Origin of the sequence: Myxococcus sp. CA040A, from assembly GCF_013336725.1 — a bacterium.
Classification (GTDB): domain Bacteria; phylum Myxococcota; class Myxococcia; order Myxococcales; family Myxococcaceae; genus Myxococcus; species Myxococcus llanfairpwllgwyngyllgogerychwyrndrobwllllantysiliogogogochensis.
In genome coordinates, this window is sequence record NZ_JABUMR010000007.1 from 476,876 (window position 1) to 502,721 (window position 25,846).

Genomic DNA, 25,846 nt, shown 5'->3' on the forward strand with positions numbered 1-25,846 from the left:
CCGCGACTACTTCTTCGTGTCGGCGGGCAGCGCGGGAGCCTCCGCCTTCGACGGCAGCACGCGCAGCTCGTTGAAGCGCTCGGCCAGCGTGCCCGGCGTCATCTCTTCCTGCCACTGCTTGGGGTTGGTGTTCCAGCCGAAGTCCGCCGGCACCTTGCCGCCACCCTGGTTCTTGTAGCCAATCATGTCCGGGAACAGCGTGGACCAGCGGCCCGCGGGGTCCGGCTCCTTGGTGATGTACTGCCGGTTGGCGGGGATGAGGAAGGGCTTGCTCGCGTCGCTCATGACGCAAAGCCTCCCCGAAACCCGCCCGCAAGGGTAGTGGGAAGCCACGGTGACGGCGCCTGGAGGCCTGGTCCCCGGACATCCCCCCGGAATGAGGCCCTCAAGCGGCCTTCCGGGCCTTCCCCCGGCGCACGGGGGGCAGCACCCGGGGGCCCAGCGCGAAGACGGCCGCGAAGTAGCGCGCCTGGGCCTCGCTCCGGTACCGGTAGCGCCGCACCTCGCCCTCCGACGTGACGACCTCCACCCCCCAGCCCTTCCTGTCCTCGCTCACGTCCACGCGCTCCACGCCGCCCATGCCGTCCCCCTCTCCCGTTTCCTGGCGTCTTGGAGATCAATCACCGTGCCAGTCAGTCCACGCGGATGCCCGGGGTTGCGGTGTCCACGGGACGTCAGTCGGCCGCGAGGCGGTAAGGAATGCAGCCATGCTCGCCTGCCTGCCTGCTCGTGGGTGGAAGGGTGCGATGCCCTCCAGGGCGCGTACCCAGGGCCCGGAGCGGTCTGCTTGTGCCGCGCGATTCCTGCGTTAACTCAGAGGCATGACTGAATTCGAGAGCAACATCGGCGAGCGGTTCGCCGAATTCGTCCTTCCCGACGGCTGCGTGCTCTGCGGTGGGGCGGTGAACGTGCGCGCCAGCCCCTCCGGGGCGCACAGCTACTGCGCCCACTGCCACTGGCTGTCCAAACCTCGCATGCGCGTGAAGGACAACGGCGTGGAGCTGTCCTTCGGCGCGGCGGCCACGGCTTGATGTCCCGCGCGTCGAGCATCCACGAGGCTCGACGCGCTCACCCCACGGGCAGGCTCAATTCGCGGAGCAGGCCCAGACCCCCTGGATGGTGCAGAAGCAGTTTCCGACGCGCCGGTTGATGCAGCACGAGCGCGTGCCGCTGCCGGCCGGGGAGCACGCCTTGCCCGCGAGGCTCAAGCAGGAGCTGTTGGGCTGCAGGCAGATGGAGGGCAGCGAAATGGGGCAGATTTTGTGCAGCCCATCGCACTCGACGGACTCGCCAGGGTAGGTGTTGCACGTGGTGCCCGTGCAGGACACCGTCGACCCATTCGAACAGGTCGTCGTACACGTTTCGAGCGCGCTCTCCTCCTGGGCGAGAGGCTCCAGCGCCTCGACGGCCTCGGTTCCACCACAGGCCAGCAGACCGGACACGACCAGCGCCGACAGCACCGTCAGGGACAGCTTCATGGGTGGGCTCTCTTTCAGCGAAGGATGGGCGATGGCCCATCACGCACGCGCGTGCGCGCTGGAGAGGGATTGAAGCATGACCCGTGGGTGCCCCGTCAGGCACGGGCCCATGATTCACCGTGGCATCTGCACTTCGATTTCACTATTTCGAGCAGAGCGGACACGGTGGGGTGCGGGGGCCTCACCTGCGCGGGCCTTCGTCGAGGCCGGGGCCTTCCAGGGTGCGCCCTGAGTCGGAGGCCTCACGAGGCGGTGCGGGCGGCAGGCCCTGCGCGGAGAGCAAGAGCGACAGCAGCGCGGCCTGCTCCTTCTCCCCGAGGACCTCCATCGTCTTCGGCAGGCTGAGGGAGACGGAGGTCGGCTCGCCGTCCACGTCGGGCTGACAGGTGCGCCAGCCGGTGTAGTGGCCCCCCGCCACCGTCAGGGTGTAGCTGCAGCCGCCCACGTCGCCGGAGATGCCCACGGGGGAGATGACGAGCGAGGTGGGCCAGTGGGCGAGTTCGCCATCCACGCGCAGGCCCTGCTCGGAGGCCATGCGGGACAGTTCGAGCCGGCTGTCCTCCACGCCCACGCGTCCGACGATGGGCCCCTGGGGCCAGCGCAGGTCCACGTCACCGCCGCGCAGGCGGCCCTTGAGCGAGGAGCCGGTGCGGCGCAGGTCGAAGCCTCCGCCGCGCACGACGTCGCGACTCAGGGACACCGTGAGGGACTCTTCGCCCACCTGGAAGCGGATGGGACCGCCGCGTTCGGAGACGGCGAGCTGCGCGCTCGCGGGCGCGGCGAGTCCGAGCGACAGCAGCACCGCGCTCAGCCTGCCGAGCGCTCCTCGGGGTCCGGATTCGGGGCGTGACACGGGGCACCTGCCTTTCCTCTGGGCACTGGAGGGAAGGTAGGGTCGCGAGCCCGGGGCGGGCATGGCCGTGCACCCCGTGGGCTCGCATGGAGGGACACCCTCAGTGGGGCCCGTGAGCGCCTGGAGCGCCGCCTGCCGCGAGGGACGGGTCATCGCGCTTGCGCTCGCGTTTGTCCCAGGAGTCGCCGTCCTCGTAGCCCCACTCGTCGACGTCGACGCGGTAGCTGGTGGGCGAGAGCAGTCGTCCCCGGCAGATGCGCTCCTGCCAGTTCCCGTGGTCCACGGAGCTGTCCGCGCGGGAGAGCAATTCGCGCATCAGCCAGTCGGGGACGATGGCGCGGTCGGATGGATAGGCGAAGCGGAAGAAGAGCAGATGGGAGAGGAGGACTTCCCAGTAGCGGTCGAAGCGGCGCAGCAGGCGTTCCCAGTCGAACGTCGCGCCGGTCTTCAGGAGCAGGTGGGTGAGCTCGTGGCCATCGAAGCGCTCTCGCTCGAGGACGAACGCCTTGCTCCAGAAGATTTCCTCGGCGGGAGGGACGCGGCACGGGCAGCCCAGCACCTGCGCGGGGACGGCGTGCTCGAACCAGGCTTCGTCGATGGCGGTGATGCCGTTGCCGGAGCCGTAGATGAGGTCGACGAGGAAGTCCGCCCAGAAGGCCTTGTGGAGCCAGCCGTGGACCTCGCTCTCGGTGCGCCACTCGTTGCGCGCGAGGAGTTCGAGGGCGCGGTCTCCATCCTTGCGGTGGAGGAAGAGGTCCAGGTCCTTGGTATCGCGATAGATGCCCGTGTAGTGAGCGAAGGCGTAGGCGCCGCCCACGAGGAAGGGGATGCCAGCGTCGGAAAGCAGTTGGATGGCGTAGGTGCGCGCGCCCAGCTCCGCCACGGAGCGCCGCACTTCCATCCGCCTCGGGTCTCCTCCGGGTGCCCCGGAGGCCTTCGGTGGTTGCTCGGCCATGAGGGAAGATAGGGGAGCAGGGCCGGCACGTCAGCGAGTCGTCCGCGCACCCGCCCGAAGGGCAGGCGAGCGGGCGACGGCCCACTTGATTCACCGCACCAGCCACAACATCAGGGGCGCGGTGACGAAGGACAGCGGAATCCCCACGCCCACCATCAGCACGGCCAGCTCCGGGTCCAACCGATGCTCGGCCGCGAGAATCGCCGCGCTCACCATGGGCGCCATCGCCGCCTGGAGCACCGTCGCCTGCACCACCACCGGCGACAACCCCGGCAACGCCAACAACCCCAGCGTCACCACCCCCGGCACCAGCACCAGCTTGTAGAAGAGCCCCAGCGACAGCGCCGGCAACCGCGCCCTCATGCCCGACAGCCGCAACTGCAACCCCACCGAGAACAACGCCAGCGGCGTCAACAACGCCCCCAGCCGCTCCAGCACCGACTCCACCCAGACCGGATACCCCACCGGTCGCAACAGCAGCGACACCACCAACGCCACGAACGGCGGAAACGTCGCCACCTTCCTCGCCAGCGCGCTCAGCGGCAGCTCCACCTCCGCGCTCGCTCGCGCCGCCGCCAGCGTCGCCAACGTGGACAGCACCAGGAACGAGCCGAGCTGGTCCGCCACCACCGCCACCGCCAGCCCCTCCGAACCCAGCAACGCCTCCGCCATCGGCAAGCCGACGAACGCCGTGTTGCCCAACCCGCCCGTCAACACCAACGCCGCCACCGACTCCTTCGACAACCCCAGCCGAGGCCCCAGCCACCGGAAGAACGGCCCCGCCGCCAGGTAGTACAGCCACGGCACCACCGCGGCCACCAGCAGCGACGGCACGAACTCCAGCCGATGCATCACCCGCAACACCAGCGCCGGCAGCGCCACGTACAGCACGAACGTGTTGAACGGCCCCGCCGAGCCCTCGGGGAACTTCCCACTGCGCCGGGCCAGCACCCCCAGCACCAGACACGTCCCCAACAACCCGATGACCTGACTCATGACGCCCGCGCCTTCCCGCGTCGACGCTGTCCCGCGCGCGGCGACCGTGACTCCTGTTTCCCAACGCCCACCACCCCGCCTCCCGACAACAACGCACGCTCGCGCTGGATGAGCTCCGCCAGGAAGTCCATCACCGCCCGCACCCTCGCGTTCTGCTGCAGGTCCGCGTGAACCACCAGCCAGATGTCTCGCCGCAACGCCACCACCGGAGGCAACAACCGCCGCAAACCCGGCGTGAGGTCTCCCTGGAGACACGGCATCAACCCCAACCCCAATCCCCCACCCGTCGCCGCCATCACCGACAGCAACGAGTTGCACCGCACCCCCACCCTCGCGGACGACCCCACCGACTCCAGCCACCTCGCCTCCGGCCACTTCGCCGCCGCCCCCGTGTACCCAATCACGTCATGCCCCGCGAACCCCGTGGCCGGGTCCGCCAACCCCCGGCGCGCGACGTACGCCTCCGACGCATAGAGCGAAATCGCGATGTCCCCCACCTTGCGCGCCACCAGCGATGCCTCGCTCGGCCGCGTCAGCCTCACCGCCACGTCCGCCTCGCGCCGGGTCAAATCCAGCGCGCCGTAGTCCGTGAGGAACCGCACCTCGATGCCCGGATGCCGCTCCCGGAACGGCGCGAAGCGCGGCAACAACGTGTTCACCGCGAACGCCTCCGTCGTCGTCACCCGCACCACGCCCTCCAGCCGCGCGTCCTCCCCTCCCGCTCGACGCTCCACCGCGAGCATCGCCCCTTCCATCTCCTCCGCGGGCCCCTGGATGCCTCGCGCCGCCGCCGTCGGGACGAGCCGCCCCGGAGTCCGCTCGAACAACCGCGCCCCCAGCGTCTCCTCCAACACAGCGAGCCTGCGCCCCACCGTCGTCGCATCCACCTTCAGCGCCCGCGCCGCGCCCGCGAGTGTCCCCTCTCGCGACACCGCCAGGAAGTACCGCAGGTCGTTCCAGTCCAGCATGGTGCCCTGCAATCTCGCAGCCCCTCCCTGCAACCTCCAGCGTTTCCGCAGGCCGCCTCCTGGCGCATTCATGGCGTCACCGGAACAGGCCGCACGTCGCGGTCTCCCGAGCCACCCACGGAGTCTCGCCATGCGCATCCTCGCCATTGCCCTCATCACCCTCTGCGCCGCCGCGTGCGGAGGAACGAAGTCCCACGTCCGCCCCCAGGACCTCGCCGGCACCTGGGACAGCGCCACGTGTGAAGCCGTCCCCAACGGCGACGGCTCGAACAACTACCTCCAGCGCCACTTCCAGCTCACCGAGTCCGACTGGACGCTCCGCCTGGACTTCTTCGGCGACGCGGGTTGCCAGACGAAGCTGTTCACCGCGCGCGTCGTCGGCCCCTACAGCCTGGGACAGGATTCGGAGAAGGTGTCGGGCGCGACCGAGGGCACCTTCACCTTCGGCGAGCGCTACCTCACCGCGCACCTGCAGCCGCTGGCGGACGTCTTCACCCAGTCGGGCTGCGGCACGGGCGCGTGGACGGTGGGCGTGGAGCAGCCCGTCCCTGGCGCGTGCCTGTCATTCAAGCCGCTGACCGAGTGCGGCAAGGACCACGACGTGGTGAAGGTGGAAGGCACGCAGCTCTTCTTCGGCCAGCGCCCCGGAGACAACGACATGTGCGCCCCGGAGAAGCGTCCGCAAGCCCTGGCCACCCACCCCGTCGTCAAGCCCTGAAGCACGTCAGCCCGGCTTTGGATGCGCCGTCGCTGCCATCCGGCGATGACGGCGCCCCTGTCTGATGTGGGAGACTCTTCCGGGCCAGACATGTCGAACTCCGACACCCAAGAAACCCTGGATGCACGCTCGTCCAAGTCCACACACGGGCGTGACGAAGCGGACCGCCGCTACTTACTTGTCATCGAGGGAAGCTCGTCCTCCCTGTGCCCACTCCCCCAAGAGGGCGAGGTCCTGATTGGCCGGGCCGCCACCGCGGACGTGCGGGTCCAGGATGCCTCGGTGAGCCGACACCATGCGCGGGTGACGGTGACCGCGGAGACCGCGCGCATCGCCGACCAGGACAGCCACAACGGCGTCAAGGTCAACGGCGTGAAGGTAGAGGGCGCGCATCCGCTGCGCACCGGCGACGTCGTCACACTCGGCGACGTCGTCCTCGTCTTCCACGGTGGGACGCGGACGTCGCGCCCGCTGCTGGATGCCAACACCTTGCGCAACCGGCTGGACGAGGAGCTCGAACGCGTCCTCGACTATGAACGCAGCGTCAGCGTGGTGGCGCTGGAGCTCGGGCCTTCCACGGTGGCGCCCCCGGACCTGCTCCGCGCGGCGAGCGGTGCCTTGCGCGGAATGGACGTGCTCGCGCGCGAAGGACCGAACCTCCTCGTCGCCATGCTGCCGGAGCTGCTGCGCGACGAAGTGGAGCCCTTCGTCCAGCACCTCCTCGAAGCCCTGCGTCCCCTCGCGCCCGATGTCCGCGCCGGCGTGGCGACAGCGCCACGGGATGGACTGGACTCGGAGGCCCTCGTCTCCACCGCGCGCGCCGCCGCGCTCACCGCGCCCATGGGCGGCCTGAGCCTGAGCGGGCCGCGCCTCTACCAGTTGGAGCTGGGCGAGCGCGCCGTGGTGGTGGCCGACGCCGCCATGGTGCGCACCTTCGAGCTGCTGCGGCGGCTGGCGGCCAGTCCCCTCACCGTGCTCATCCAGGGCGAGACAGGCTCGGGCAAGGAGAACGCCGCCTGGGCCATCCACCACTGGTCCCCTCGCGCGGACAGGCCCTTCGTCGCCTTCAACTGCGCGACGCTCCAGGAGTCCCTCGCGGAGAGCACGCTGTTCGGACACGAGAAGGGCGCGTTCACCGGAGCTGCTACGGCACGCGCGGGTCTGTTCGAACAGGCCGGTGGCGGCACCCTCTTCCTCGACGAAGTCGCGGAGCTCTCCCTCCCGGTGCAGGCCAAGCTGCTCCGCGCGCTGGACCAGAAGGTCATCACCCGCGTGGGCGACGCGCGCGAGCGCCCCGTCGACGTGCGCATCGTCGCGGCCACCCACCGGCGCCTCTCCGAGGAGGTGAAGGCCGGCCGCTTCCGCGAGGACCTCTACTTCCGCCTGTCCACCGCAGTGGCACTTCTGCCTCCGCTCCGGGAACGTCCTCGCGAGCTGCCCCTGCTCGCGAACACCTTCCTCGCCGAGGCCTGCACCCGCCTGGGCCGCCCCTCGCTGGAGCTGTCCGCCGCCGCCATGGGACTGCTGCGCGGCCACCGCTGGCCCGGCAACGTGCGCGAGCTGAAGAACGCCATGGAGTTCACCGCGGCCACCGCGCACGGTCCCATCGTCGAACCCTCGTGCCTGCCCGAGTCACTCCAAGGCCAGGGCACGCCCATCTCCGAAGCCTCCTCGTCCTCCACCGAAGCCTCCTCCTCTTCCGCCGGAGCCTCCTCCTCATCCGCCGGAGCCTCCTCCTCATCCGCCGAAGCCTCCTCGTCCTCCGCCGAAGCCTCTTCCGCCGGAGCCTCCTCGTCCTCCGCCGAAGCCTCTTCCGCCGGAGCCTCCTCGTCCTCCGCCGAACCAGCCGCTCCTCGCCTCGAGCCCGCGTCGTCCCCCAGTTCCTCGCGCCGCCAGCGCCTCTCCGATGAGCTTCGTGCGCTGGAGCGCCAGCGCATGATGGAAGCGCTGGAGGAGACCTCGGGCGTCCAGGCGCGCGCGGCACGACTCATCGGAATGCCGCTGCGCACCTTCGCGCTCAAATACAAACAATTCGGGCTCGCGGCCTCGCGCCACCGGGAGCCTCCCGGATGAGTACCCAGGCCCCCGCTGCGTGGCAGCCTCCTATCGACTTCGAGGAGTACCACCTGCTGGAGCCCCTGGGCCGGGGAGCGATGGGTGAGGTCTTCCTCGCGCGGGACCTGCGGTTGGACAGACTGGTGGCGGTGAAGTTCATCGCCGGCATGGCGCCGCAGGAGGGACAACGCGAGCGCTTCTGGAACGAGGCCCGCGCCATCGCGCGCGTGCAGCACCCCAACGTCGTGGGCATCTACCGCGTGGGCGAGGTGCTGCGCCGTCCGTATCTGATTTCGGAGTTCGTGCGAGGCGAGAGCCTCGACCGGCTACCGCTCCCCCAGCACTGGACGCAGGCTCTCACGCTGGGCATCGGCCTCGCACGAGGGCTCGCGGCGGCGCATCGCCGGGACGTCGTCCACCGCGACCTCAAGCCCGCCAACGTCATGAAGACCGTGGAGGGCGACGTCAAACTGCTGGACTTCGGCGTGGCCAAGCTCATCGACGCTGCGGGCGGCCCGTCCGAACCGGCTCGCACCCAGCTCTCCCTCGCGCGGCTCGACGTGGCACCTTCCATCGAGCAGGAGCTCTCGCGAACCCTCACGGTGTCACCTCCCGCGAGTCCTCCACCCTCGACACCCTCGCCCATCCCCGCGTTCGTGACGGGCCTGGTGGGCACGCCCGGCTACATGGCGCCGGAAATCTGGCGGGGCCAGCCCGCGACCCTTCGCAGTGACGTCTACTCCTTCGGAGTCATGCTGTACGAGCTGTGCACCGGCACGAGGCCCTACCGGGGAGACTCCGCGCCGGAGCTGCGCGAAGCCGTGCTCCGAGGCGAGCGCCCAGCGCTGACGCGGGTGCTCCCCCAGGTGGACCCGGCCTTCGCCGCCATCATCGACCGTTGCTTGTCGCTGGAGCCCGCCACGCGCTTCGCCTCCGCCGATGTGCTGCGCGAGGCCCTGGAGGCGCTGCGAGAAGGCACCGGTGAGCCCGCGCCCTCGAACGAGCGCCCCTACCCCGGACTGCACGCCTTCGGAGCGGAGGACCGCGCCACGTTCTCCGGCCGTGGCTCGGAGATTCGCGCGCTGGTGGACCGGCTGCGCTCCCAACCCTTCGTCCTCGTGGCCGGAGACTCCGGCATCGGCAAGTCGTCGCTGTGCCGCGCGGGCGTCCTGCCCCGAGTCGCCCAGGGCGCGCTGGGACCCGGCGCGTGGACCACGTGCGAGCTGGTGCCCGGACGCCATCCCCTGGGGGCACTCGCGGCGACGCTGGCACCGCTCCTCGGCGAGAGCGAAGCGTCGCTCCTGGGCGAGCTGCACGCCGCACCCGAAGCCCTGGGACGCCGCATGCGCACGGGCGCGGGGACTCGGGCCGTGCTCCTCCACATCGACCAACTGGAAGAGCTCCTCACGCTCGCGCCGCCCGAGGATGCCCAGCGCTTCGCGCTCGCGCTGGAGTCGTTGGTGGAAGGCGGCCCCCGGCTGCGCGTGCTCGCCACCGCACGAGGTGACTTCCTCGCGCGACTGGCCTCGCTGCCGGGCCTGCGCGAGGCGCTCGACACCGGGGGCCTGTACCTCCTCCAGCGCCCTACCGAAGCGGGACTGACGGAGGCGGTCGTCGCTCCCGCTCGGGCCCACGGCTTCACCTTCGAGTCACCCGCGCTCGTGGAGACCCTGGTGTCCGCCGGTGCGGGCGAGGGAGGACTGCCTCTGCTCCAGTTCGCGCTCGCGCAGCTCTGGGAGCACAGGGACCGGGAGCGCCGGGTGATTCCCGCCACGGCGCTCGAAGCCCTCGGCGGAGTCGGAGGGGCGCTCGCGCGACATGCCGATGGCGTGCTGGCGACCCTGGCGCCGGTGGAGCGCGGCGCGGCGCGACACCTCCTCTCACGGTTGGTGACAGCGGAGGGGACTCGCGCCCAGCGCACTCGCGAGGAGCTGGTGGGCGCGCCAGGCTCGGAGGTCGGTCCGGCCCGCGCGGCGCTGGAAGCCCTGGTGCGAGGCCGGCTCGTGGTGGCGCGCGAGGCGGTGAGCGAGGACGCGGAGACGGGCACCTACGAGCTGGCGCACGAGGCCCTGCTGGTGGGCTGGGACACGCTGCGCGGCTGGCTCGCGGGCGACGAGGGACTGCGCGTCCTGCGCCAGCGCCTGGAGCGAGCGTGCACGGAGTGGCGGCGCCTGGGTCGCACCGTGGAGCTGCTGTGGTCCGGCCGTCAGCTCGTGGAAGCCGCGAGTCTCCCGCTCGACGCCCTGAGCGAGGACGAGCGCGCCTTCCTCCATGCCTCGCGCCGCGTGGCGACACGAAAGCGGCTGGGACGCATCGCCGCGGTCCTCTCCCTTCCTCTCTTCACGGTCGCCGTGTACGGCGGACTCCAGCTCCAGACAGCGCGCGCGCGCGAGCGCGACACCGCCCAGGCCGTGAGCCAGGCGCGGACCTCCCTGGAGCAGGCGCGAGAGGAGAACACGCGGCTGGAGGCCCAGCGCCGCGCGGCCTTCGCCGCCTTCGACACCGCCCAGAAGGTGGAAGGAGAGGCCACGTGGGCCCGGGCCCTGGCGACGGCCGAGCGGGTCGACACCGCCTACCGTGAAGCCGGCAACGCGCTCGACGCCGCGCTTCAGAAGAACCCGCGCCACGCGAGCGGGCGCCAGTTGCTGGCGGAGGTCCTCTTCGAGCGCATCCTCCTGGCCGAGCGGCTGCGCAGACCCGCGCTGCATCGCGAGCTGCTCCAGCGTCTGGCCCTCGTCGACGACACGCGCGACTTCCAGCGACGACTGGACGCCCCCGCGCGCCTGGACCTGGAGACCGAGCCCCCCGGTGCCCGCGTACGCGTCGAGCGCGCCCTCGAGGATGCGGGCCGGCTGAGCTGGTCTGCCCCCGTGACGCTCGGCACCACTCCGCTGCGCGACGCGTCCCTGCCTCCAGGCTCCTACCGCCTCAGCTTCGTCAGAGCGGACCGCCCCGCCGTCCTCTACCCGGTGCTGCTGGAGCGCGGCGAAGCACACGCCACCCGATTGGTGCTGCCCGCCTCCGTCCCCAAGGGCTTCGTGTACGTCCCCCCCGGTCGCTTCCTCTACGGCAGCCCCGACGACGAGGTCATCCGCCGCAACGCCATGCGCGCCCAGCCCCTGCACGCGCTCACCACCGGGGGCTATCTCGTGGGGCGCACCGAGGTCACCCACGGCGAGTACCTCGACTTCCTGCGCACCCTCCCGCCCCGCGAGCGCGCCGAGCGGCGTCCCCACGGAGGCAACTACTTCGGTGACATCTCGCTCGTCGAAGTGGAGCCGGGCCAGTGGGAGTTCCAGCTCGCGCGCAAGGGACACATCTACCGCGCCCGCGAAGGCGAGCCGCTGCGCTACCTGGACCGCGAGCACCGCGCGAACCAGGACTGGCTGCGCCTGCCCGTGTCCGGCATCTCCTGGGAGGACGCCGTGGCCTACGTCACGTGGTTGAACGACACCGGCCGGGTGCCAGGGGCCCGCCTGTGCGACGAGCGCGAATGGGAGCGCGCCGCCCGGGGCGCGGACGGGCGCAGCTACCCTCACGGCGAGCGGCTGGAGCCGGACGACGCCAACTTCGACGCCACCTACGGCCGCAAGTCACTGGCCTTCGGTCCCGACGAGGTGGGCTCACATCCCGCGTCCGACAGCCCCTTCGGCCTGGCGGACTTCACCGGCAACGTGTGGGAGTGGATGCGCTCGGTGTCCTCGCCCGACCAGCCCACCTACGGCGGCGGCTGCTTCTACCAGGACATGTTCACCGCTCGCAGCCTCAACCACGGCGACGGCGAGCCTCGCTTCCGCATCCCCTTCATCGGGCTGCGTGTCTGTGCGTCACCTCCCGCCGTCCATTGAGCCTGGGGCCGTTGGCAGGCTTCCTGCTTTACGTCAGCGGCAGAGCACTTCGAGCCACTCACGGGAGCAACCCACGATGCGATGGATGAGAGGCCCCTGCCTGGGGGCATGGATGTGTTTGTCCGGTGGCCTGTATGCCACCGCAGTGTTGGCGGACGAGCCGCCCGCGCAGAGCGGTCAGGGGACGAAGTTCCACGGCACGGGCATCTTCGATGAAGGCCACGTCAACGTGAGCTTCACCTCCTCGTCGTCACGTCCTTCCTGCATCGGCACGGCGCTGAGCAAGGGAGGCCTGCGCGGCAACAAGTTCCCCATCGGCACCGGCCAGTGCGGCCCGATGGACTACGTGGGCCATGAGTTCCTCTCGGTGGGCGCCCCTCAACGGAAGTTCAAGATTGTCTCGGTGGCGCCGCACGCCAGCATCTACGAGACGTGTCGGTACGCCGGCCAGCCGAACCCGCCACCGCCGGTGATGGGGACCACCTGGGAGTACCAGGTGACGTGGTCCACCGCGCTCACCCAGCCCCAGCCACTGTGCCCCGCCAACAACGTCGCGCTGGCCGTCCCGCTGAGCTGGACCCAGGATGCCCAGAGCGGGTCCTGGCGTCTGCTCCCTTCCACGAGCGCCTTCACCTTCGCCTGCGTGCCCAAGCACGTCTCGGGCTGCGAGTTCGAAGACGGTGGCGTCATCGCCAAGTGCGTCGACTGGGGCTACCCGCCCTGGACCTCCGCGGCGCAAACCCTGACAGGCCAGGTGCTCAGCGGCCTCACCACGGCGGGGAACTCGCTCGCGGGCAACCTCCAGGAAGCCCTGAGTTTTCATCAGACGTGTCTGCGGATGGCCACGGCCGACTACTGCGGCGTGGGCCACAGCAACACCGTGGATGGCACGCCCATCGCGTTCCACGACACGAAGTACGTGCCCTTGACGGCCGCCGCGCACGTCGTCACCTCGCTCTCGGGCAGCGCGTACCAGGGCTACTACTTCGAAGCCGCGTGGGCGGATTGCTCCCTGGACACGACAGGGTCCAACCCCACTCCCGCCTGCCGGGCCATACACGCGAATCCCACCAACGGCGTCATCCTGCCGCGCTACGCGGCGCTGTGTCTGAGCAAGCGGCGTTGGGCCAGCTTCCCGTTCGCGGGCACCTGCTTCGACCCTCATAGCCAGACCCTGACTCCCTTCGACCGCGACTTCGTCCCAAAGTATTGCGAGGACTACACGGTGGAGCAGTTGGAGGAGCGCGGCGCGCGGCTCTTCACCTTCTCACGCTTCCTCGACACGGGCCTGTACCGGTTCCAACAGGACGGGGACCCCGGGCGGGCCGTCACGACCACCGCCTACAACGCCCCGCAGCCACTCCCCCAGCATCCCAACCTGGTGGGAATCAATACGGCGAGGCTCGGCGTGCCCGCCAACTACGTGCCGGTCCGCCTGGAGGGCTCCCTGCTCAGCAAGACGATTCCCCAGGCCCTGCGCGCGAAGCTGCAGCTCGACGGCCTCTATCGCTGCGCCCGGGTGGACACCACCGGGCAGAAGCACTTCCTCACCACCCTCATCCCCGACACCTCCGTCACCGGAGCCCCGAGTGACGCCTGTCCCGCCCCCCTCGGCTGGTCGCTCGACGTGCCCACGGGAGGCACGGAGGTGGATGCGCTCGAGGGCTACCTCTCCCCAGTGGCCTCGGGCTTCATGGCGACACCCCTGAGCCTGTGGCACGACGACAACAACCACTTCATCACCTCCACCACGTCACCGGGCATCGGCTGGACAGAGCTCCAACCGCCCCTCGGCTACATCCCCGGCAATCCGTGACGGCGCGCGCACCGTGCAGCACTTGCAGGGCGTGCAACACCTGCTGGCTTCCCCCCAGCGCCCATGATGCAAGTCCTGCACGGTGCGCGTGGGTCCGCACCCCACGCGGCGTCGGACTCCGCAGTCCTCGGACGCGTTTTCAGGCGCGGCCCGGGGTCTTCGTCCGTCCCGCGCAAATGCTCGGAACCCAAAGCAAGACTTCGTCTCTCCTGACTCTGGCGCCCTGTTCAGGGATGGCTTGGAGCGCGAGACACGCTGGCGCATGCTCGCGCGCGGCCATGGCTTCTCGATTCGTCCTCCGGTGCCCCTCGCGTCTCCTCGCGGCAACGACGGGAGGGCGGCCATGACGGGCGCGCTGCGACGGGCGCTGCACGAGATGGCCGGCGGGCTGCCTCGCACGTACTGGGTGCTGTGGGTGGGCACGCTCGTCAATCGGCTGGGCAGCTTCGTCGTCCCCTTCCTCGCGCTGTACCTCACGCGCGAGCGGGGCTTCAGCGTGGAGCGCGCGGGGCTCACCGTGTCGCTCTATGGCGTGGGCGCGGTCATCGCGAGTCCCCTGGGCGGCATGCTCGCGGACCGCGTGGGCCGCCGCATCACCCTGGCCGGCGGACTGTGGCTGGGCTCGGTGGGCATGCTCTTCCTCGGCTTCGCGCGCGAGCCCGCCGCCATCGCCGCGGCGGCCTTCTGCCTGGGCATCTGCGGAGAGGTCTACCGTCCCGCCGTGTCCGCCGCCGTCGCGGACGTCGTCTCCCCCGAGGACCGTCAGCGCGCGTTCGGCCTGCTCTACTGGGTCGTCAACGTGGGCTTCGCCATCGCCCTGCCCATGGCCGGACTGATGGTCCGCTACGGCTACCTGACGCTCTTCATCGTCGACGCCATCACCACCTTCACCTATGGCTGCTGCATCTGGCTGCTCCTGCCGGAGACGCGCCCCGCGAAGCCTCCGGCCACGTCGGACACCCAGGCACCGGGCGCCATGGGCTCCCTGCTGGCCCCCTTCCTGGACCCGAGCTTCGTCGCCTTCGCCGTCCCCTACTTCGGCGTGGCGCTCATCTTCTACCAGAGCCAGGTGTCGCTCCCGATGGACCTGAGCTCGCGCGGGCTGACGGAGGCGCAGTTCGGCGCGGTGCTGTCCGTCAACGGCCTGCTCATCGTCGCGCTCCAGCCCTTCACGAACCCGGTGCTGCGCCGCCTGCGCCGCGCCCAGGCACTGGCCCTGGCCGCGGTCCTCACCGGCATCGGCTTTGGCCTGCACGCGCTGACGGGCAACGTCGCGCTCGCGGCCCTGGCCGTGGCCATCTGGACGCTGGGGGAGATGGCCCAGGCCCCCGTCGCGCCCTCCGTCGTCGCGGACCTGGCCCCGTCCGGACTGCGCGGCAGCTACCAGGGCGCGTACCACATGCTCTGGGGCCTGGCGTCCAGCGCCGCGCCCGCGCTCGGGGGCTGGGTGCTCGGCCGCGCCGGCACGTCCGCGCTGTGGCTCGGCTGTCTCGCGCTGGGGCTCGTCTGCGCCGTCTGGCAGCTGGCCATCGCGGGCCCCCGGCGCCGACGCCTGGACTCGCAGCGCGCGGTGCGCACGGACCTGAGTCCCCTCATCGACTGAAAGCGCCACGCCACGAAAACAACGGGCGGCCTCCCGCGAAGGAGACCGCCCGTGTTCCACACCGGAAGCCGGAAGCGACTACGGCTTGGTGTAGTTGATGGCCAGGTTGTACGTGGCCGCCGTGTAGCCGCGAACCATGACGTACGCCGTCGTCTGACCCGCGGGCACCGTCAGCTCGCACGTCTCCGTGGCGCCCGTCTGGAACGGACGGCAGTTGTACGTGGCGGTGGTGGGCGCCGCGCCAAAGCGGACGTAGAGGTCCGGGTCGCCCGTGCCCGTCATCGCCACGCGGAAGGTGGAGCCGGCCAGCACGCTGTACGCGGGGAAGTTCACGTTGGTGTTCGCCGCGACGCTGCCCGTCTTGCTGTCCGTGGCCGGCGTGCCGCCCGCCGCGGGCTTGGTGTAGTTGATGGTCAGGTTGAACGTGCCCGTCGCATAGCCACGCACCATGATGTACGCCGTCGTCACGCCCGCGGGCACCGTCACGTTGCAGGACTCCGACGCGCCGCTCAGGTAGGGACGGCAGTCATACGTCGTCGTGGTGGGGACCGCGCCAAAGCGCACGTACAGGTCCGGGTCACCCGTGCCCGTCATCGCCACGCTGAAGCTGGTGCCGGCCACCACGTTGAAGGGGCCGTAGCTGGTGTTGCTGCCCGTCGCCACGGAGCCCGAACGGGTCTCCGTCGTCGGCGTGCCCGTGCCCGGACCCGGCGGCTCGGGGTCCGTGCCACCCGGCGCGCCGTAGAGCGCCACGGCGCCCTGGATGTCCTTGGCCGTCAGGACCAGGTCACCCGACTGCGAGCCGTTGCACTGGGGATAGTGCATGACGGACGCGGAGTCGTACGTCGTCAGCGCGCGCCAGTTGTTGTCCTCGAAGCACGTGCCCGACTCGGGGCGGGTGTGCTCGTGGCGGAAGCCCAGCGTGTGGCCCAGCTCGTGACGGATGATGCCCGTCAGCGTCCAGGGCGACGTGTTGCCAAAGCCCGTGTTGTCGATGAGCACGTTGCGGTTGGCGCGGGTGTCGTTCGGGAAGAACGCGCGCGCCAGGTACTGGCCACCCGAGTTCACCGGACGCACGTCGAACACCACGTTCTGGTTGCTCGCGGTGCAGCTGGCGTCCTGCGCGCTGACGTAGACGAAGTCGACGTTGGCCGCCGCTTCCCACGCCGCCGCCGCGTTCGCCATCGCCTGCACGGCCGCGTTGTAGTTGGAGCCGAACGTCGTGCTCACGCAGTAGGTGATGTTCTTCTTCTGCGTCGCGTTCCACGCGGCATCCGCGCCGCCGGCCGTATGGACGATGAGCTGCCCGTTACGAACGTTGTTCTCGTAGAACTCGCGCAGCAGCTTCTCGTTGGCGAACGTCGTGTCGCCATCCGCGATGAAGATGCCGGTGTCCGGCTCCTGGTAGACGACCGAGAGGAACTGCTCCCACGACATCCCCTGGCCAACGGCCTCGGGGGCGGGCGTGGACCCTTCGCCGCCACCACAACCGGCCAGCAGCGCCAGGCCCGCGAGGGCACCGATCAACTTGGACTGGGACATGAACATCCTTCTTGCAGAGGGGGTACTGCCAGAGCTCCCACAGCTCGGGGACCGGCGACGAAGCAGCCGCCATGCCAAGCCCGCAACTAGTGGATTTCCCTCACGCTTTTCACGGAAACGCTGGAGATACCCGGAGCACGCTGACTCCACGTTTCACGCCCCGGCTGTAAAATCCCGTAACATTCCGAAACAAAACTCCTTTGATTTCAAATGTTTGGAACGCCGCGGCGGAGGTGTCCAGGAAGAGGACACCCCCGTTGTAAAGTGTCGCGGGTCAGGCCGGACTACAGGCCCAGGAGCGTCTCGGGGCGGTTGAGGCCGCGGGCGCGGGCCAGGGGCTGGAGGACATCCGGCGGGGGCGCGTCCGCGGTGAGCAGCAGGGCTCGCACGGCGGTCTCCACCACGTCCTCGGCGCCGGGGCGCACCATGCCGCGGCGGGCATCTTCCACGCGCTTGCCACGGTACGCGTCGAAGCGCTCCTTCACGCGGCGAGCCAGGTCGGAGACGGCCTTGTCCCCCACCTCCACGCGCAGCTCCAGCTCGTTGCGCAGTTGCACCGGGTCCGCCAGCACGCCGTACCTGTCGTAGCCCTTGTGCGCCATATCCTCGTGCGTCACCGCGAAGTCGTCGGTGTGGGGCGCGGGGACCTGGGCCTTGAGCAAATCGCGCATCACCGCGGTGACGGAGGCCGTCACGGTGAGGCGGTGCAGCTGCACGTCGTAGACGAAGTCGGAGAACATGGGCTCCTCCACGGTGACGGGCTCGCGGAACGTCGTATCGCGGTGGCGCTGCACCTCGATGCGCTGCGACTCCGACTTGTCCAGGGCCGCCTCCAGCTTCGTCTCCTTGTCCTTCACCGCCACCACCATCAGCGTCAGCAGCTGCTCCTCCTTCGCGCACAGGCCGCTGGCGCAGCGCGCGGGGCTGCACTCGCCGGGCAGCGTGCCGGGCTTCTCCGCCTCGCGCGCGGCCTCGCCACACTCCTGCAGCGCCTCCAGGCACTCGCGGCGCTCGCGCTCACGGCAGCGCTCGGCGCCCGCGCGCAGCAGGTTCATCTCCGTCTGCATGCGCAGGTACTCGCGCAGGGCGGCGGCCTGCTTGCGGTCCACCTCCTCCTGGGCGCGCTCGGACTGGAGCAGCTTCGTCTCGAAGCCGGCGCGGCGGGGGTTGGGCACGGACGTCTTGCCGGCGAGGTAGCGGTGCGAGCGCTGCGAGTCCTCCACCGCCTTGAGGGGCAGCACCCGCTCCAGGGACAGGTCCAGCTTCACGCCCTCGCGGCCCTCGGGGGCCTCCGTCACCACGCGCAGGGGGAGCTGGGTGGGGAGCATGGCCGCGAGCCTGCCGGCCGCCAGCCGCTGCGCCACGTCCGGCGCTCCGGCGTTGTCCTCCACCGGCGTCGCGACGACGAGGAAGGCGACCTCGTCGCGCAGCTTCTGCCGCACCGCCTCCGCCCGCTCCCGCGCGGCCGTCGCGCCCACGCGCTCCTGGTCCGCGCGCACGTAGGCCACCAGCGCGTTGCCCAGCTTGCCGGCCTTCTCCAGGCCGTCTCCGGTGTTGAACCAGCGCTTCGCCCACGCCACCTGCACCAGGTCCACGCCCTTCTTCGCGCCCGCGTGGTCCGGCGCCACCGACAGCACCGCGTCCAGCTCCGCGCGCGCCTCCTGGAGTTTGTCCGCCTTCAGCGCCTCCAGGCCCGCCGCGACGCGCTCATCCAGCGTCACCCCCAGAAGCTCTCGCGCGGCCGTGTTCTCCGCGTCCAATTCCAGCGCGCGCACCAGCCGCTTCATGGCGCCATCCAGGTCCCCGGCGTCGTGTACGCCCCGGGCCTCCTCCAGCACCACCTGGCTCCACGCGCGGCGCACCTCGCGCAGCTTCACCGTGATTTCGGACGCCTCCGGGTCCGCGGCGAGCGCGCGCAGGTAGGCCGCCTCCGCTTCCGCCCACTTCTGCTGCTGGCTGGCCGAGTCGCCCTCCTTCACGGCGCGGGAGAAGGCCGAACAGGCCGTCAGGACGAGCAGCGAGGCCAGGGCCAGGGCGCCGAGCACGCCACGAGATGCACCAGGAGCCGAACGAAGGGGACGAAGGGGGGCGGACACGCCTCGCATCTTCCGGGAAAGCCGGCACCGGGTGAAGTGTTCGCATGTCGACGCCCCTTGCCTGGCCCCCTCGGCGGGCTTGTCGGGTGTGATCCACCACCCGTCGCGCCTCGGAGGCGCCCCGAGCCCGGTCCCCCGCCCCACGGCCGGACGGCCGGCGTGGATGGCAACCCCTGCTGCTGGCCTTTATGAGGTTCGCCGTGAATCGCGCGGGACTCGGGGTCCGCCCCGGGAATGACGCGTCGCAACAGCCGGTAGACGATTCAACGCACCCACGAGGGGGGCAAGAGAGACAACATGTCCTGTCCACAACCGCGTCCCACAGAGTTCCGCCTGCCCATGCGCGCGGAGTCCTTTTCCGTCGAGGACCACCGCAACGTGCACTGCCGCTTCTACGGCGGCTGCATCGACATGGCGGTCCGTGAGGACTGGGACAGCTTCACCTGCGCCAAGTGCCCCATGTTCCAGCAGGACGCCGCGCCAGGCGCGGACCAGTACGCCTTCAACCAGCCAGCGGACACGGGCAGGCCCTAGCCCGGTTCGAAGAGCAGCCGACGTGCCGGCCCTCCACCTTCGCGTGGAGGCCGGGACGAGTCGCACCGCCTCCGGGGTTCTTGCCCCACGGTGGCGGTGGGAGTCCGGACCCGCGCGCCGCTTGAGCCCTTCTCCTCCGGTCTTCGCGAGCCTTGCGCATGCCTTATCGCCCCGTGGTCGTCCTGGCCGAGGATGATGGCCTCCTCAGAGACGCAATGGCCGAGGCCATGGAGCTGGAGGGCTACCGGGTCCTCGCTTGCGAGAACGGCTTCACCGCGCTGAAGGCCTTCTTCTCCGAGCCTCGCGTGGACGTGCTGGTGCTGGACTGGCTGCTGCCCGACATCGAGGGCCAGGACCTCATCCGGATGCTGCACGCGCAGCGCTCGCTGGTGGAGTTGCCCATCGTGCTGACGACGGGGCTCGACCTGGAGCTGCCCAGCTTCGAGGGAGCGGTGTGCCTGCTGCGCAAGCCCTTCGCCCCGGGTGAGCTGTCGCGAATCCTGCACCGCCTCACCCAGCCGGGCCCGCCTCCGGCCACCGTGGCGCCCCGCGACCAACGCGTGGCCTGACGCCCGCTTCCGTCCCCGCCCGGCACGCCCCATCTTCGCGGACAGCGGGCCCGAGGGCACTGTGCCCGCCCTCGTCATGAAAGAGCATCGCGTCACCACGTGGCTGGAGCTCCAGGACTCCCTGTTCTCCGACTCCTGGAACGAGGCGCTCGGCCGTCACCGCTCCAACTTCGTCTTCCGGGGCATGCCCCATGTCGAGCATGACCTGTCCACCGCGCTCAACCGCCAGGGCATGTTCATCCGCCAGGAGCGCGACCTCCTGCGCGCCTTTCGCAAGTACGCGCGGGGCACGCCTCGCGAGCCCCTGGACTCCGTCTGGGATTGGCTGGCCCTGGCCCAGCACCACGGCCTGCCCACGCGGATGCTCGACTGGACGTTCAGCCCCTACGTCGCGCTGCACTTCCTCACCGAGGACAGCGAACTGGCCGGCGCGGACGGCGTGGTGTGGTGCGTGGACTACCGGGAGACGAACCGCCTGCTCCCCCGCCCCCTCAAGGCGCAGCTGCGCAAGGAGGGAGCGGACGTCTTCACCGGGGACATGCTGGCGGCGGCGGCCGGCTCCATGGCGGAGCTGGACCGGCTGACCCAGCACCCCTTCGTGCTCTTCTTCGAGCCGCCGTCGCTGGACGCGCGCATCGTCAACCAGTTCGCCCTCTTCTCGGTGATGAACGGGCCGGACCTGCGCCTGGACACCTTCCTGGAGAAGCAGAAGCAGGGCGTGCGCAAGCTCATCATCCCCGCGGCCCTGAAGTGGGAGGTGCGCGACAAGCTGGACCAGGCCAACGTCACCGAGCGCGTGCTCTTCCCCGGCCTGGACGGGCTGAGCCGCTGGCTGCGTCGCTACTACAGCCCGCGGCCCCGCTGAAGCCCGCGTGTCTCAGGCGTGCGCGTGGATGTGGGGCCCCCGCGCGATGTCGGGGTCCTTCAAGGTGACGTCACCGAGCAGGCCGTTGGCGCGCTCACGCTCCGTCACCGCGCGAATGTCCTTCTCCCACTTGTTGCCCGCGGCGCCGAGCAGGATGACGGCGAAGAGGGCCACGAGGAAGAAGAGGGTACCAAAGAGGGCTGCACCGAGCATCACCATCGCCGGACCTCCAGGAGTGGGGCCGCCTGGAGACGACGGCCGGGTTGAATGCACCCGCCAAAGGTGGGTCCTCCCTCCGCGCGCCGCGACACGCGCTCGCTTCCTCCCTCGCGGCTCGCCTGCTTTCACCACGGGCAGGCAGGCGCCGTGCGTCGTCGCTCAACCGCCCAGACCCGAGGCGACGTACTGGCGCGGCAGGCTGAGCCAGAAACACGTGCCCTCCTCGGAGGAGGAGGAGACGCCCAGCAGGCCTCCGTGGGCGCGCACGATTTCGTGGGTGATGTAGAGCCCCAGGCCCAGGCCGTTGCGCTGGGCGCTGCGCATGTCCTGGGCGCGCACGAAGGGGTCGAAGATGGAGGACAGCCGCTCGGTGGGAATGGGCAGGCCCCAGTTGTGGACCTCCACCCTCACGCCGCTCTCCGCGTCGGCCACCATCACCCGCACGGAGGTGTCCTCGGGCGAGTACTGCACGGCGTTGCCCACCAGGTTCGACGCCGCCTGGGCGATGCGGTCCGCGTCCCAGTCCCCCCAGCCGTTGCCCGTCAGGCTCAGCTCGAACTGACGCCGGGGGTGCGCCACCTCCAGCTCCTCCACCACCTGGCGCAGCACCTCGTGCAGGTTCATCCGCGCGCGCTCGAGCACGTAGCCCGAGCCCAGCCGCGTGCGGGTGAAGTCCAGCAGGTCGTTGATCATCCGCGCCATGCGGTCCGCGGAGATGGAGATGCGGTTGATGGCCTTGCGCTGGGGCTCGCTCAGGCCGCCGTGGCGCAAGAGCAGCGACGCGTTGCCGGAGATGGCCTGGAGCGGGTTGCGCAGGTCATGGCCGAGGATGCCGAGGAACTGCTCGCGGAACACCGCCGTGCGCCGCGCGGCCTCCTCGCGCTTGAGGCCCTCCTCCACCCGCTTGCGCTCAATCGCATACCGCAGCGCGCGCACCAGCAGCGGGCCCGACACCTGGCCCTTCACCAGATAGTCCTGCGCGCCTTCGTGGACCGCGCGCACCGCCAGCCGCTCGTCGTCGGTGCCGGTGAGCACGACGAGGGGGATGGACGGCGCGGCCTGGAGCAGGGGCGGGATGTTGCCCAGCCCGTGTCCGTCCGGCAGCGACAGGTCCAACAGCACCGCGTCCACCTGCGGGTCGGTGCTCACCACGCGCACCGCGTCCGCCAGTCGCTCGACGTGGAGCACCTCGAACCGCGTGGTGCCCACCTCGCGCAGCTCCTCCTGGAGCAGCCGCGCGTCACCCGGGTTGTCCTCCACCAGCAAGAGGCGCAGGGGGCGCTCGTTCGAGCCAATCTCACTCATGACGACGCCTCGGACACCGTGGCTCCGGCCGCCGGCCAGGGCAGGGTGAACCAGAACGTGCTCCCCTCCCCCGGCCGCGACTCGACGCCGATGCGTCCGCCCAGCCGCTCGACGATTTTCTTGCAGATGGCCAGCCCGATGCCCGTCCCCGCGAAGGCCTCCTTGCCGTGCAGGCGCTGGAAGATGACGAAGATGCGCTCGAAGTCCTGCGCGTCGATGCCAATGCCCCAATCCCGCACGGAGAAGCGGACCTCCGCGCCTCGCGCCTCCGCCGTCACCTCCACGCGCGGGGGCGCATCACCATGGAACTTGAGCGCGTTGCCGATGAGGTTCTGGAACAGCTGCGCCAGCTGCGTCTCGTCCGCGAGCACCGTGGGCAGCGGCCCCGCGCGGAAGTCCGCGCCGGACTCCTGCAGGGCCACCCGGAGGTTCGCCTTCGCGCGGGCCAGGGCCTGGTTCGCGTCCACGGGCCTGGGCTCCCGCCCCTGCGTCCCCACCCGCGAGTAGGCCAGCAGGTCCTGGATGAGCTGCTGCATGCGGGTGACGCCGTCCACCGCGTAGTGGATGAAGGTGTCCGCGTCCGCGTCCAGCTTGCCCTGGTAGCGACGGGCGAGCAGCTGCGTGTAGCTGGCCACCATGCGCAAGGGCTCCTGCAAGTCATGCGAGGCCACGTAGGCGAACTGCTGGAGCTCCTCGTTGGAGTGGGCCAGCTCCCGCGCGCGCAGCCGGAGCGCCTCCTCCGCCCTGCGGCGCTCCAGGCCCTGGGCGAGCGCGTCCGCCACCGTGGCCAGCGCCGCCATCGCGTCCTCGCCCAGCACGTCGCGACTGTAGAGGCCCATGACACCCACCAGTTGACCGCGCACCAGCAAGGGAATGCCGGCGAACGAGCGCACACCCTGCTCCCGCACCCAGGCCCGGTCCAGGACGCGGGCATCCAGCTCCATCTGGTCCACCCAGACCTGCTCCCGCTTGCGGGCCACCTCCGCCACCAGGCTCGGGCCATGCAAGGACACGCGGGCCCAGCGGTCCGGAGGAGGGGCGGATGGCCCCGCGTTGCCCACCAGCTCCAGCATCGCCGCGTCCCGCGAGTACATCCACAGCCGCGCCACCCGCGCGCCCAGGTGACGGGCCAGCGCCTCCGCGCAGCTCTGGAGGATTTCGCCGACGGTGCCCTCGCGCGAAAGCGCGCCGCTGACCTCCGCGCGCAGGGCCTCCAGCCGTCGCGCCCCCTGCTCTCGGTCCAGCCGGCGCAGCCCCTCCTCGACGCGGCGCTGGGCCGTCATGTCCGTGTTGGTGCCCACCCACTCGCGCACCGTGCCGCTGACGTTGAGCACGGGCACGGCGCGGGCCAGCGTGGGCGAGTACGAACCGTCCGGACGGCACAGGCGGTACTCCACCTCGTAGGGGCGCACGTCCGTCACCGCCGCCTGCCACGCGCGGGCGGCCGGCTCGCGGTCCTCCGGGTGGATGGCGTCCAGCCACCCCTGTCCCCGCCACTGCTCATACGTCTGCCCGGTGTAGGCCCGCCAGGAGGGGCTGTCCTCCTCGATGAGGCCATCCGGGCGCGTCACCCACACCGCCTGGGCGGTGGCGGTGACGAGCGAGCGGAAGCGCTCCTCGGCCCGTCGCGCGTCGCGAAACAGGCGCGCGTTGTCCAGGGCCACCGCGGCCTGCGAGGCCACGCCCTCCACCAGTCGCGCGTGCTCCTCCCGGAAGCGCCCGGGCTCCTCGTGTCCGAAGAACAGGCCGCCGAGCACCTCGCCGGAGCGGCCCTTCACGGGCACCGCGAGGTAGCTGCGCACCGGCAGGTGGCCGGGCGGCATCCCGTGAAAGGGCGCGCTCTTGCCGTAGTCGGGCTGGAGCGTCACGTCGTCGTAGAGGCGCGTCCCCTCGCCCCGGAACGTCGGGCCGAAGATGGCGGTGTTGCGCGGCATGGGCATGTGGGCGAAGGCCTGCCTGGGCGCGCCGGACAGCGTGTAGAGCAGGTACGACTCACCTCGCTCGTCCACCCGGTTCTCGAAGAAGGCACCGAAGCCCGCACCGGTGAGAGCCACCGTCTCGTCGGTGATGCGCTGGACGAGCACCGCCGCGTCCAGCTCCGAGGACAGCGAGACGCCGATGCGCAGCAGCGTCTCCGCGGTGCGGCGCTCCTCCTGACTGCGGCGCAGCGACTCCTGTGTCTCGCGGTGCAGGCGCGCGGTGTCCACGGACAGCGCGGCGCGCGACGCGAGCTGCTCGCCCAGCGTCAGGTCCTGCGGGCCCAGGCGCCGGCCGGACTCCGCCGTCACCAGCGTGAGCGCGCCGAGGATGCGTCCGCGCGCCTTCAGCGGGACAATCACCGCCGAGCGCAGCCCGAGCTGCCGCAGGAAGTCCAGGTGCTCGGCGCTCCGGGAGCCGGAGACCAGCGTCTCTTCGGAGATGACCTCCTGCCACACGGGCGCGCCGGTGCGGATGACGGCCAGCACGCCGTGGGGGTCATCGGGGCGCGGCGGGTAGCGCTCCCGGACCTGCTCGGCCAGCCGCACCCGACTGGGGTCCACGTGGGCCACCGCCACCTGGCGTGAGCGGCCGTCCTCCTCCACCAGCTCCACGGCGCACCAGTCCGCGAGCCTCGGGACGACGAGCCGCGCCAGCGACGACAGCGTGCCCTCCAAATCCAGCGCGGAGGAGGACAAGAGCGCGCCGGCCTCGGCGAGGAAGCGCATGGACTCCGAGGCCCGCTTCGGCTCCTCGATGTCCGTCGTGGTGCCGAACCACTGGAGGATGTGGCCTTCGGCGTCCCGCAGGGGATTGGCGCGACCGAGCATCCACCGCCACGTCCCGTCATGGCGCCGGCAGCGGAACTCCACCTCGTAGGGCTCGCCGGTGCGCAGGGAGTGTGACCAGCGCCTGTCCGCCTCCGCCATGTCGTCCGGATGGAAGATGCGCCGCCAGCCATCGCCGAGCGACTGCTCGGGAGACAGGCCGGTGAACTCGTACCAGCGCCGGTTGAAATAGACGTGCTGCCCGTCCGGCCGCGTCATCCAGACAAGCTGGGGAAGACTCTCCAGGACCTGCCAGGACAACGCTCCCTGGGACAGCTCCGACGACACGGCGAGCTCCTCGGCCACCTTCTCCGGGCGGGGATGGGACGGAAACATGGAACGCACCTCACCTTAACAGCCCGCACCCGCGCCACCCTTTCGGGCCCCGCGCGCTTTCCTCCACCCGACAATCGGTCCCCAGGGACCCGGTGCCCCGGTGTCTCCGGTGTCTCGCCGGACCGGGGATGCCCCGCACACCCACCGGGAAACCCTGACGTCATAGCCACGGTGTTGCAAAAGCCACGAACTGGCGGATTTCCAGAATCCTTGCGACTTCAAATGGAGCCACACGTTTCCTTCGTAGCGCGTTCTTCCATAGAGTCTGGGTTCAGCGGGTGGGGTG

General features: G+C 70.6%; 21 protein-coding genes and 2 pseudogenes. 10 read left to right on the plus strand and 13 right to left on the minus strand.

The window, feature by feature from the left end; all coding sequences use genetic code 11:
- Positions 1-6: 6 nt before the first annotated feature.
- Together HUA75_RS31910 and HUA75_RS31915 are read right to left on the minus strand one after the other, a co-directional pair.
- Entirely contained in the window at positions 7-285 is a 279-nt protein-coding gene (locus tag HUA75_RS31910) for a hypothetical protein (protein WP_141643623.1), read from the minus strand.
- Between the two features lie 100 nt (positions 286-385).
- The gene (locus tag HUA75_RS31915) at positions 386-580 is read right to left on the minus strand and encodes a hypothetical protein (protein WP_141643624.1); all 195 of its coding nucleotides are present in this window, start codon (positions 578-580) and stop codon (positions 386-388) included.
- Between the two features lie 241 nt (positions 581-821).
- On the opposite strand from HUA75_RS31915, the gene HUA75_RS31920 reads away from it, so the two are divergent.
- Complete coding sequence (locus tag HUA75_RS31920) at positions 822-1,031, plus strand: hypothetical protein (protein WP_141643625.1); 210 nt, start codon at positions 822-824, stop codon at positions 1,029-1,031.
- Between the two features lie 54 nt (positions 1,032-1,085).
- On the opposite strand, the gene HUA75_RS31925 is transcribed toward HUA75_RS31920, so the two are convergent.
- The 5 genes from HUA75_RS31925 to HUA75_RS31945 form a co-directional block, all read right to left on the minus strand.
- Positions 1,086-1,478 (minus strand): hypothetical protein, encoded by a 393-nt coding sequence (locus HUA75_RS31925; protein WP_141643626.1) that lies wholly within the window; start codon positions 1,476-1,478, stop codon positions 1,086-1,088.
- Between the two features lie 181 nt (positions 1,479-1,659).
- Positions 1,660-2,331, minus strand: a complete 672-nt coding sequence (locus tag HUA75_RS31930) for a hypothetical protein (protein ID WP_141643627.1) — start codon at positions 2,329-2,331, stop codon at positions 1,660-1,662.
- Positions 2,332-2,431: 100 nt separating this feature from the next.
- Positions 2,432-3,232, minus strand: coding sequence for a nucleotidyltransferase family protein (locus tag HUA75_RS31935; protein ID WP_246137254.1), 801 nt, complete (start codon positions 3,230-3,232; stop codon positions 2,432-2,434).
- A gap of 144 nt (positions 3,233-3,376) precedes the next feature.
- Positions 3,377-4,282, minus strand: a complete 906-nt coding sequence (locus HUA75_RS31940; protein WP_174488532.1) for an AEC family transporter — start codon at positions 4,280-4,282, stop codon at positions 3,377-3,379.
- Positions 4,279-5,250 (minus strand): LysR family transcriptional regulator, encoded by a 972-nt coding sequence (locus HUA75_RS31945; RefSeq protein ID WP_174457340.1) that lies wholly within the window; start codon positions 5,248-5,250, stop codon positions 4,279-4,281. The genes HUA75_RS31940 and HUA75_RS31945 overlap by 4 nt, the downstream gene beginning before the upstream one ends.
- Positions 5,251-5,380: 130 nt before the next feature.
- Between HUA75_RS31945 and HUA75_RS31950 the strand changes: the two genes are divergently transcribed.
- Both HUA75_RS31950 and HUA75_RS47080 read left to right on the plus strand, forming a co-directional pair.
- A complete protein-coding gene (locus tag HUA75_RS31950) occupies positions 5,381-5,968 on the plus strand; it encodes a hypothetical protein (RefSeq protein ID WP_174488533.1) in 588 nt (195 codons plus the stop codon).
- Between the two features lie 90 nt (positions 5,969-6,058).
- A pseudogene (locus tag HUA75_RS47080) lies at positions 6,059-7,372 on the plus strand (sigma 54-interacting transcriptional regulator); the annotation flags it as partial.
- A 315-nt stretch (positions 7,373-7,687) separates the two neighbouring features.
- On the opposite strand, the pseudogene HUA75_RS48005 reads toward HUA75_RS47080, so the two are convergent.
- Positions 7,688-7,759: pseudogene (locus HUA75_RS48005) on the minus strand (30S ribosomal protein S18); the annotation flags it as partial.
- A 129-nt stretch (positions 7,760-7,888) separates the two neighbouring features.
- On the opposite strand from HUA75_RS48005, the gene HUA75_RS46275 reads away from it, so the two are divergent.
- The 4 genes from HUA75_RS46275 to HUA75_RS31970 all read left to right on the plus strand — a co-directional run bounded on the left by HUA75_RS46275 (position 7,889) and on the right by HUA75_RS31970 (position 15,290).
- Positions 7,889-8,041 (plus strand): helix-turn-helix domain-containing protein, encoded by a 153-nt coding sequence (locus tag HUA75_RS46275; RefSeq protein ID WP_256433549.1) that lies wholly within the window; start codon positions 7,889-7,891, stop codon positions 8,039-8,041.
- On the plus strand, positions 8,038-11,871 hold the full coding sequence (locus tag HUA75_RS31960; RefSeq protein WP_174488535.1) for an SUMF1/EgtB/PvdO family nonheme iron enzyme: 3,834 nt from the start codon (positions 8,038-8,040) through the stop codon (positions 11,869-11,871). The genes HUA75_RS46275 and HUA75_RS31960 overlap by 4 nt, the downstream gene beginning before the upstream one ends.
- A gap of 85 nt (positions 11,872-11,956) precedes the next feature.
- Positions 11,957-13,687 carry an ADYC domain-containing protein gene (locus HUA75_RS31965; RefSeq protein ID WP_217446355.1) on the plus strand — a complete coding sequence of 577 codons (1,731 nt, stop codon included), beginning with the start codon at positions 11,957-11,959 and terminating at the stop codon, positions 13,685-13,687.
- A gap of 343 nt (positions 13,688-14,030) precedes the next feature.
- Positions 14,031-15,290 (plus strand): MFS transporter, encoded by a 1,260-nt coding sequence (locus HUA75_RS31970; protein ID WP_174488537.1) that lies wholly within the window; start codon positions 14,031-14,033, stop codon positions 15,288-15,290.
- Positions 15,291-15,368: 78 nt separating this feature from the next.
- On the opposite strand, the gene HUA75_RS31975 is transcribed toward HUA75_RS31970, so the two are convergent.
- Together HUA75_RS31975 and traC are read right to left on the minus strand one after the other, a co-directional pair.
- Complete coding sequence (locus tag HUA75_RS31975) at positions 15,369-16,832, minus strand: M57 family metalloprotease (RefSeq protein WP_174488538.1); 1,464 nt, start codon at positions 16,830-16,832, stop codon at positions 15,369-15,371.
- Between the two features lie 284 nt (positions 16,833-17,116).
- Complete coding sequence (traC, locus tag HUA75_RS31980; protein WP_371746238.1) at positions 17,117-18,877, minus strand: outer membrane exchange accessory lipoprotein TraC; 1,761 nt, start codon at positions 18,875-18,877, stop codon at positions 17,117-17,119.
- A gap of 348 nt (positions 18,878-19,225) precedes the next feature.
- Here traC and HUA75_RS31985 point away from each other — a divergent pair, with 348 nt between their 5' ends.
- The 3 genes from HUA75_RS31985 to HUA75_RS31995 all read left to right on the plus strand — a co-directional run bounded on the left by HUA75_RS31985 (position 19,226) and on the right by HUA75_RS31995 (position 20,896).
- A complete protein-coding gene (locus HUA75_RS31985) occupies positions 19,226-19,462 on the plus strand; it encodes a hypothetical protein (protein ID WP_141643023.1) in 237 nt (78 codons plus the stop codon).
- Between the two features lie 158 nt (positions 19,463-19,620).
- Positions 19,621-20,031, plus strand: a complete 411-nt coding sequence (locus HUA75_RS31990) for a response regulator transcription factor (protein ID WP_141643022.1) — start codon at positions 19,621-19,623, stop codon at positions 20,029-20,031.
- A 76-nt stretch (positions 20,032-20,107) separates the two neighbouring features.
- A complete protein-coding gene (locus tag HUA75_RS31995) occupies positions 20,108-20,896 on the plus strand; it encodes an FRG domain-containing protein (protein ID WP_141643021.1) in 789 nt (262 codons plus the stop codon).
- A gap of 12 nt (positions 20,897-20,908) precedes the next feature.
- Here the strand turns inward: HUA75_RS31995 and HUA75_RS32000 are convergent, their stop codons facing one another.
- The 3 genes from HUA75_RS32000 to HUA75_RS32010 all read right to left on the minus strand — a co-directional run bounded on the left by HUA75_RS32000 (position 20,909) and on the right by HUA75_RS32010 (position 25,560).
- Positions 20,909-21,115 carry a hypothetical protein gene (locus HUA75_RS32000; protein WP_141643020.1) on the minus strand — a complete coding sequence of 69 codons (207 nt, stop codon included), beginning with the start codon at positions 21,113-21,115 and terminating at the stop codon, positions 20,909-20,911.
- Between the two features lie 159 nt (positions 21,116-21,274).
- Positions 21,275-22,420: a HAMP domain-containing sensor histidine kinase gene (locus HUA75_RS32005; protein ID WP_174457345.1), complete on the minus strand. Its 1,146-nt coding sequence runs from the start codon at positions 22,418-22,420 to the stop codon at positions 21,275-21,277.
- Complete coding sequence (locus tag HUA75_RS32010; protein WP_174488539.1) at positions 22,417-25,560, minus strand: PAS domain-containing protein; 3,144 nt, start codon at positions 25,558-25,560, stop codon at positions 22,417-22,419. The genes HUA75_RS32005 and HUA75_RS32010 overlap by 4 nt, the downstream gene beginning before the upstream one ends.
- Between the last annotated feature and the right edge of the window lie 286 nt (positions 25,561-25,846).